Source organism: Candidatus Avelusimicrobium luingense, assembly GCF_902757105.1.
GTDB classification, from domain to species: Bacteria; Elusimicrobiota; Elusimicrobia; order Elusimicrobiales; family Elusimicrobiaceae; genus Avelusimicrobium; species Avelusimicrobium luingense.
The window spans coordinates 106,612-114,274 of sequence record NZ_CACVTK010000005.1; the positions used below are offsets into that span (position 1 = coordinate 106,612).

Below are 7,663 nucleotides of genomic sequence, written 5' to 3' on the forward strand. Positions count from 1 at the left end.
CTATGGCAGATTTTACAGGTAAAAATGTCATGATCACCGGTGCCTCGCGCGGTATCGGGTTTGCCCTAGCCGAAGCGTTTGCAAAAGCCGGTGCGAATTTAGCCTTGTGTGCCACACGCGAAGAAGCCTTAAAAGAAGCCGCCGGTAAATTAGCCGGATATGGTGTAAAAATTTATACCAAGGCCTTGAATATTACCTGTGCGGACAGTTGTGAAGAATTTGTACAAAATACCATTAAGGAATTAGGTTCGTTAGACGTTCTGGTGAACAATGCGGGTATTACTAAAGATAATTTAACTGTCCGTATGAATGAACAAGAATGGGACGATGTTATTTCCGTTAATCTTAAAGGAACTTTTTTGATGTCTAAAGCCGCCCTGAAAGTGATGTTTAAAAAACGCAGCGGCAATATTGTAAACATTTCTTCTGTCGTTGGAGAAATGGGAAATCCCGGGCAAGTTAATTATGTAGCCAGCAAAGCAGGGATTATCGGACTAACGAAAACGTTAGCCAAAGAATTTGGCGGGCGCAATGTGCGTGTGAATGCGGTTGCTCCTGGATTTGTGCAAACGTCCATGACGGACGCGTTGCCCGAAGAAGTAAAAGCCAAAGCGCTAGGGGCAATTGCCTTAAAACGATTTGCTACCGCGCAAGATATCGCCAAGGCGGTTTTATTCTTGGCTTCAGATGACGCCTCGTACATTACGGGGCATGTGCTTGCCGTTAACGGCGGGCTATATATGTAAGCAGTAAAGGGAAAACCTTTTGATAAAAAATACGGAGGACAATATGTCTGTAGAAAACGTACAAGAAAGAGTAAAAAATATCATCGTGGAACAATTAGGCGTTGAGGCCGATCAAGTTAAACCGGAAGCCCAATTCGTCAACGATTTAGGGGCTGATTCCTTAGATACCGTTGAACTTATCATGGCTTTGGAAGAAGAATTTGATATTGAAATTCCGGATGAAAAAGCCGAAAAAATCAAAACGGTCGGCGAAGCTATTGAATATATTGAACAAGCCGCTAAAAAATAAACGTGTACACAGATATTGAAAATATCATCGGGTACAAGTTTAAAAATAAGGACTTTTTACAGGAAGCACTCACTCATAAATCCTTCGCGGGCGAACATCGGGGCGTTAAACATAACGAACGGTTAGAGTTCTTGGGGGATAGTATATTAGGTGCCATTGTTGCAAATTATATTTACAACCAATGCCCTCATGACGAAGAGGGAGTGCTTTCTAAAATTAAGTCTAACTTAGTTTCCCGACGTAACCTGTATGTTTGGGGCAAGCAAATGGACTTGGGGCATTTTATGCGCTTAAGCCGTGGTGAACTTGCTACCGGCGGACGTGAACGCGACAGTATTATTTCCAACGCGGTGGAAGCCGTTTTGGGCGCCGTCTATTTAGATGGCGGATTTCCCGCTGCCGAACAGGTTATTTTGCCTTGGGTGAAAACGCAAGCCCTGACGCAAGACGTGCGGGATTTCAAAAGTATTTTACAAGAACATTTACAAAAACAAGGGCCGCAAACCCCGGAATATGAAGTTATTCAAACCGTTGGGCCGGAACACGATAAGGTTTTTACCGTGCGTGTAAGTTTGTCCGGTCGAACGTTGGGAATCGGTAAGGGGCATAATAAAAAGTCTGCCGAACAAGCCGCCGCCCAACAAGCATTAAACCAATTAAAAAAGTAATATGTCTTTTTTGAAAAAAAATTCTTCCCGTATTACATTACAAGGGGATAAAAAACAACCTAAAGTCGTGGCAATGGCCACCAAAAAACCGCTTGTGTCAGTACTGATTATAGCGGCTATCCCTTTATTGTTGTTAATTGCTTTTACCTTTAAGAGTGGTTTAAGTGCGGGAAAAGCCAATCAAAAATTAGTGGTACGTCAAACCTCTACCGAATTAGCCGATCAAGCCACCGAACTTTTGCAAAAACGTGATACGTCCGGATTTTTAGATATGTTAGAGCAACAACTCGGCTCTAAAGTTAATATCGTTAACAGTAAAGGGGATCCGTTGTTGTTAGTGGCCGCTACGTTAGGAAATGCCGAGGCCGTACGTCAAATTTTATTGGCCGGGGCTGATGTTAATAAACGTAATACATTTACCAAAGATACCGCCTTATTACGTGCCTTATATTATACCGAAAATCCGGAAATTGCCCGGTTGCTTGTTAATTTCGGGGCTGATATCAATGCCGTCAATAACTACGGCCATTCTCCCTTATTTTTAGCCCTTGAAAAACAACGGGGGGAACTCATTGATTTATTTTTAGCCAATGGGGTTTCGGAAGGGTTAAATTCCAATTATCTGTTCCGGGCAAGTGCAAAACAAAATTTTATAGGTGTACTTGCCATGCTTAAGGGGGGAATTGATCCTAATGTCAGCAATGAAAAGGGGAATACGCCTCTTATTATTTCTTCTTCGTTAGGGGACTTGCCCAGTGTACGCAATTTGCTCGCTTACCGCGCTGATGTGAATGCGGTTAATAATGACGGAAATACCGCGCTTATTTATGCCGCCCGTTATAATCATCCTGAAGTAGTACGCGAATTATTAAAACCGCAAACCATGCAAGCCCCGATCAATGTGAATGCACAAAATAATTTAGGGCAAACCGCCTTGTACTGGGCGGCTGCTAAAGGATATACGGATATCGTAAAACGGCTGCTAGCGGCCGATGCCGATGCTACTATTGCCGCCAACGACGGACTGGTACCGTATGCTATTGCCAAGCAGAAAAAACGTACCGAAGTTTTGCCTTGGTTTGAGAAAAATATTACCGAAGTAAAAAACAATGTAATTGAGGCCGATAATGCCGAACTGATTGCACAGGCCAAAGCGGAAGGAAGAGAGTTGCCCAGTGCGCAAAAAGAAGCCGCCGCGGTAACCGATGCCGATATTTTCAAAGCCGCAGAAACGGGCGATGTAGATTTAGCCCGCCGGGTGCTTGCTCATAATAAGGCTGTGGTAATTGATAAAAACGCGGCGGGAGATTCTCCGTTACTGGTAGCCGTACAAAACGGACACGAAGAAATGGTAGATTTTCTTTTGATGAATTCCGCCCGTTTGTTTGAAGCATCTTCCAAGGGAAATGTTTTCCATATTGCTACGCAAGCACAAAATATAGATATGCTTAAACATTTAGTGCAACTGGCCCGGCAAGAAGGGCGGTTGGCCCTTATGTTGGAATATAAAGCGAACACGAACGGCCATGGCCCGCTTACTCCGCTTGGCTTAGCGGCTGATTTATGTAATAAAGAAAGTTATGATTATTTAGTTTCGCAAGGGGCCAAACCGGGTATACTGACCGGAGCCAAAACCGGGGTGTTATCTCCGGCGGATATGATGGCTAAATGCAAAACAAAGCCAACACAAGCCAAGCAATTAACCCCTACCAAAAACAATAAGAAAAAATAATTTTTACCCCGTGCCAAAACACGGGGTTATTTTTTGACATTGAAAAGTCCTATATAAAAACTAGGTCTTTTGACCCTTGATAAAATACCATAAGAATATCATAATACTAGTATGAAAAAATATTTTATTTTACTCGGAATGTTTTTAGGTGCTTCATTAAGTTCGGCTCAAATAGTACCGGTGGTACGTACAGGGGCTGAAATCATGGCTGCGGAAACTCGGGCGGTAGAAGAGGGGTCACGTGTTGCCAAAGCCATAGAAACGGGATTGATGCAGAGTGTTAATGAAGGAATGCGCCAAGCCGAATCCTTGGAACGGGGAATACAAAATTCGCAAGTGGATATTTCAACCTCACAGACAATTGTTTCGCAAACCATTAGTCAAAGTGAACGAATTACTAGTCAATTGGATGCTTTAGAGAAAAGCAATCAGGCTCGGCAGGCTGCTTTACAAAGCCAAGCCGCTTCTTGGGAGTTGCGTAAACGTTGTTTGAAAGCGGGTCTACCGCCCCTAAAAATCGGCTCAATGACAGACGCGGAATTAGAAGCCTATTTAGCCGGTTTAGATACACCGGTTTCCGCGGAACCTGACGTAGTGGCGGCTGAACCGACGCCTACTCCGGCTCCTGCCCGTGAACCGGAACCCGCTCCCGCCAGAGAAGAGCGTTATATCAGTCCGTTTGCTGCTTTTAGAGAACCCGATTATACTTCTTATTCGCGTACCGAAGAGCCGGAAAGATGGCAAATAAACGCGGCGACCAGAGCATCTTCGTCGGGCCGTTCGTTGCAATCGGTAGAAGCCGAGTGCCGCGCAAACGGTATGCCGCAAGAACAAATTGATATCATTCCTCCCACGGAAAGATTAGCCCGGTTGGAAGAGTGGCTTTCTACATATTACTCGATGAAAAAAGGATGGACAGGGCCGTCTCGCTACGAAGATGTCGTTCGGGAAGGGAAATTGTCGGCTACCAATGTAGAGGGGGACCAAATCGCCTGGATTCGTGAGCAGGAAGATTTCAAAGCCATTAAAGATAACTATTTGAAAGATAGTTTTGACGGACCTTTTCACCCACAAGTAACGTCTATGCGTATTTTAGCAGTTAACGATATTACGAAAGAAATTGATCCGCTTAAAGACGCGGCCCGTGAAATTTCTCACAACGGACTTTCCGTAACGGTAGATGTAATGCCGACCATTGATAGTGCGAAAGGCGCGTTGGAACATGCCGTTGCGGATGGACGCGCGTATGATATCGTGTTATTAGATTATCACGGTTTGCAAGGGCAGGCCTCTGACTTATCTACTTGGATACATCGCAATAACAAAGTGTCCGTTCCGGTTATATTTTATTCGTCGGCCGGATCTACCCCGGAAGTATTGTTCAACTTCTATGTTACGGGGCGCATTTCCGTAGCCACCACGACAGAAGAAGCCCACCAAGTGCTTAATTATGCCAGTAACATTGTAGCCACCGGCAAAGCCTATCCCGACAGATAAGTAAATCATTCTAAATAGAATAAAAATGCCCTGTGTGAAAAAGCACAGGGCATTATTTTATAATTCTCTTGCGATTTTACGGATGGATTTTGTCCATCATACGGGCAAACGGGATTGTTTCGCGCACGTGTTGCAATCCGCATACCCAACGAACCATACGTTCAATGCCCATACCAAAACCGGCGTGCGGGACACTTCCGTATTTGCGTAAATCCAAATACCACGAATATCCCTCGGGGTCTAACCCTTGTTCTTTAATGCGCGCGAGTAAAGCATCGTAATCGGCCTCTCTTTCACTGCCGCCGATAATTTCGCCCGCACCCTCCGGTCCGATCACGTCCACGGCCAAAACGACTTTTGGATTTTTGGGGTCGCGTTTCATGTAAAACGCTTTAATAGCGGTAGGATAGCGGTGAATCATAATGGGGGTGTCGTAATCTTCGCCCAGTAATGTTTCTTCGTCGCCACCGATATCTCCGCCCCACGGCGTATCATTGCCTTTTTTATGTAAAATTTCAATGGCGTCTGTGTAATCAATGCGCGGAAATTTCTTTTCCACGGTGGCTTGTAATTTGGATGTATCACGTTCCAACAGTTTCAAATCAGCCGCACGGTTTTTTAATACTTGTGCGACAATGTATTTAATAAAATCTTCGGCCAAATCCATGTTGTCATCCAAATCGTTGTAGGCCACTTCCGGCTCTACCATCCAAAATTCGGTAAGGTGGCGACGCGTTTTGGATTTTTCCGCGCGGAACGTCGGCCCAAAGCAATAGGTTTTGCCAAGTGCCATAGCAGAAGCCTCGCCGTAAAGTTGCCCGCTTTGGGATAAAAACGCTTTTTCACCGAAGTAGTCGGTTTCAAATAACGTGCTGGTGCCTTCGCACGCGGCGGGGGTTAAAATGGGGGAATCTGATAAGATAAATCCATTGTTGTGCAGGTATTCGCGAATGGCAAAAATGATTTCATCACGCACGCGCAAAATAGCCGTTTGGCGCGCAGAACGTAGCCATAAGTGGCGGTTTTGCATTAAGAAGTCCGGGCCGTGTTCTTTGGGGGAAATCGGATAATCTTTTGCCATTTGTACGACTTCCAAATTCTTAACACCGAGTTCAAACCCTAACGGCGAACGTTTATCTTCACGTACCGTTCCGGTAACAATGATAGAAGATTCTTGCGTTACTTTGTCGCCTAAATCAAATTGTTCGGGGGAAACTTCGCCCTTAAACATGACGCATTGGATAATACCGCTACCGTCGCGCAATTGTAAAAAATGGAGTTTGCCGCTGGAGCGTTTATTATATAACCAACCGTGCAATGTAATTTCTTGTCCGACGTACTTTCCGACTTCGCTGACGCGAATTTTGTGTAACATAATAAGACCTCTTAATTAAAGTAAATAGTATATATTTCTATTTTATCTTTTTACGAAGGAAAAATAAACTCCGTTTGCCGCTTATCTAAAATAAACTTTTCGTAAAGATAAACGCGTAAGCAGACAGGGCCCAAATTTGTATGGGACATTTGGCCTATTGTCTTTTTGCGTTTTTTCTTGATACGATAAAATATATAGTAGGGAATGTATGAAAAATTTTGGGTATCATTTTTGGTTGGCGGTTTTAGTTATAGGAGCCCTGTACGTGGGTGTGCCGATGCCGTCGTTTGCACAAGGCCCTGTTGTTAAAGGAGCGTGTAAAGTGGCTGAAGTATCTTCGTGCATCACTCGTGCTGTCCAACCTAAAGTGCCGTCTGTGGCGGCTTGGCAATCTTTTTCCGGAGAGATAGACAAGATTATTTCTTCTTCAATATCAGTTCCGGACGCATTACCTGCGGCGCCTTCCCGCGCCAAAGTGGGCCGCCAAGCATGGTATATAGAAAAATGGACAAAAGTATCCCATTATTCAGCGTTACGCCGGGCAGTAGAAAAACTTGGCACGCAGCCTCCAAACCCTTGGCCGAAAACACAAGAAGGAGAATTGGTCGTTCCTACCTTGGACGGGTTAACATTGGATGGCTATCACGGTGTTTTACCGCAATTTCCGTTTCCTAACCGTACGATTTATCTCGTTCGGGGAATGGGATTAACACAAGAGGAATTACGTAATGTCTTGCGCGAAGGATTACGCGTGAGTGATGTAAAGCACGATTATTCAACCGATTTTAACGCACGTGTCACGTCGGCCGGTACCATGCCTTTTACCAGCGAATTATTACAGAATTGTTCCAACCATTGTATTTATTTGGCAACCGATACGGAGCGCGGTTTGAATTTTGCTTATATAAATGCATTTAAGGAAGGAAAAATACCGGTGGTTGTGGTGGTAAATTCCCGTTGGAAAACCCACGAGGGAGACCATGTTATTGCACAAGATATCCCCGCAGAGGATTTTGTGGCCATTGCGGTGCTGATACGTGGGCCCTTCGGGGATCCGGTTTGGTGTAAAGTTTCTTTGGCTACCGACGGCGAATCTTTCCGTTTCATTCCATATCAATAAATACTTCGGGGCGAAACGCGCCACGAGTTCGCCACTTCGGCGGTCTGTTCGATTCGTACACATATAAAATTCAAAAACCCTACTTGCGTAGGGTTCTTAAATTTTGGACGTGATCGGGAGTCCTGCGGACGGCGAAAACGACCTCCTCGGCTCACTTCGGGGCGAAACGCGCCCCGGGTTCGCAACTTCGTCGGTCTGTTCGATTCGTACACATATAAAATTAAAAAACCCTACTT

7 protein-coding genes are annotated in these 7,663 nt (G+C 44.8%); 6 read left to right on the forward strand and 1 reads right to left on the reverse strand.

From position 1 onward, the window contains the following. Nucleotides 1–2: 2 nt before the first annotated feature. From fabG to ACQY3H_RS05630, 5 genes are all read left to right on the forward strand, one after another. Nucleotides 3–746 (forward strand): 3-oxoacyl-[acyl-carrier-protein] reductase, encoded by a 744-nt coding sequence (gene fabG, locus ACQY3H_RS05610; RefSeq protein ID WP_428075595.1) that lies wholly within the window; start codon nt 3–5, stop codon nt 744–746. 43 nt (nt 747–789) lie between these two features. Then, the gene (gene acpP / locus ACQY3H_RS05615; protein ID WP_428075596.1) at nt 790–1,035 is read left to right on the forward strand and encodes an acyl carrier protein; all 246 of its coding nucleotides are present in this window, start codon (nt 790–792) and stop codon (nt 1,033–1,035) included. Nucleotides 1,036–1,037: 2 nt separating this feature from the next. Next, nucleotides 1,038–1,703, forward strand: a complete 666-nt coding sequence (gene rnc, locus ACQY3H_RS05620) for a ribonuclease III (protein WP_428075597.1) — start codon at nt 1,038–1,040, stop codon at nt 1,701–1,703. A 1-nt stretch (nt 1,704) separates the two neighbouring features. Continuing rightward, nucleotides 1,705–3,435, forward strand: a complete 1,731-nt coding sequence (locus tag ACQY3H_RS05625; RefSeq protein ID WP_428075598.1) for an ankyrin repeat domain-containing protein — start codon at nt 1,705–1,707, stop codon at nt 3,433–3,435. A gap of 111 nt (nt 3,436–3,546) precedes the next feature. Next, nucleotides 3,547–4,932 carry a hypothetical protein gene (locus ACQY3H_RS05630; protein WP_428075599.1) on the forward strand — a complete coding sequence of 462 codons (1,386 nt, stop codon included), beginning with the start codon at nt 3,547–3,549 and terminating at the stop codon, nt 4,930–4,932. 76 nt (nt 4,933–5,008) lie between these two features. Here the strand turns inward: ACQY3H_RS05630 and asnS are convergent, their stop codons facing one another. Continuing rightward, a complete protein-coding gene (gene asnS, locus ACQY3H_RS05635) occupies nt 5,009–6,307 on the reverse strand; it encodes an asparagine--tRNA ligase (protein ID WP_428075600.1) in 1,299 nt (432 codons plus the stop codon). Between the two features lie 208 nt (nt 6,308–6,515). On the opposite strand from asnS, the gene ACQY3H_RS05640 reads away from it, so the two are divergent. Beyond that, nucleotides 6,516–7,427, forward strand: coding sequence for a hypothetical protein (locus ACQY3H_RS05640; RefSeq protein WP_428075601.1), 912 nt, complete (start codon nt 6,516–6,518; stop codon nt 7,425–7,427). The last annotated feature ends 236 nt before the right edge of the window (nt 7,428–7,663 follow it).

Coding starts and splice junctions, on each gene's coding strand:
- asnS (WP_428075600.1), bottom strand. CDS start 6,307: ATGTTACACAAAATTCGCGTCAGCGAAGTCGGAAAGTACGTCGGACAA.
- ACQY3H_RS05640 (WP_428075601.1), top strand. CDS start 6,516: ATGAAAAATTTTGGGTATCATTTTTGGTTGGCGGTTTTAGTTATAGGA.
- ACQY3H_RS05630 (WP_428075599.1), top strand. CDS start 3,547: ATGAAAAAATATTTTATTTTACTCGGAATGTTTTTAGGTGCTTCATTA.
- fabG (WP_428075595.1), top strand. CDS start 3: ATGGCAGATTTTACAGGTAAAAATGTCATGATCACCGGTGCCTCGCGC.
- acpP (WP_428075596.1), top strand. CDS start 790: ATGTCTGTAGAAAACGTACAAGAAAGAGTAAAAAATATCATCGTGGAA.
- ACQY3H_RS05625 (WP_428075598.1), top strand. CDS start 1,705: ATGTCTTTTTTGAAAAAAAATTCTTCCCGTATTACATTACAAGGGGAT.